General features: G+C 51.2%; 1 protein-coding gene. It reads left to right on the top strand.

Annotated elements, in window-relative coordinates; translation table 11 throughout:
- Window positions 1–629: urease subunit alpha (locus ACWHAR_RS28730; RefSeq protein WP_452088652.1), on the top strand; the 629-nt coding region annotated here is incomplete at both ends.

Raw genomic sequence — 629 nt, 5'->3', positions numbered from 1 at the left:
TGGTCTGCCACCATTTAGATGCGAAAGTGCCTGAAGATGTGGCGTTCAGCCATTCCAGAATCAGGGCTGCGACGATTGCCGCGGAGGATATTCTCCATGATATCGGTGCGATCAGCATGACATCATCGGATTCCCAAGCGATGGGGCGGGTCGGTGAAGTGATCATCCGAACATGGCAGGTAGCCGATAAAATGAAAAAACAGCGCGGCGCTCTTGCCGGCGAAAACGGAAATGACAATGTGCGCGCAAAACGGTACATTGCCAAATACACGATTAATCCGGCAATTACGCACGGGCTCAGCCATGAAGTCGGCTCGGTGGAAAAAGGGAAGCTTGCTGATCTCGTTCTGTGGGACCCGGTATTTTTCGGCGTAAAACCGGAACTGGTCTTAAAGGGCGGCATGATTGCACGTGCGCAAATGGGAGATCCGAACGCGTCCATCCCGACTCCTGAACCGGTTTTCATGCGTCAAATGTATGCGTCTTACGGAAAAGCCAACCGCTCAACCTCGATTACATTTATGTCTCAGGCAAGCATAGAGCGTGGTGTGGCGGAAAGCTTAGGGCTGGAAAAAAGGATTTCTCCAGTCAAAAATATCAGAAAGCTGAGCAAGCTGGATATGAAGCTG

This window comes from Bacillus sp. LR--39, assembly GCF_053613335.1.
This window is presented reverse-complemented; position numbering and strand designations above follow the sequence as displayed.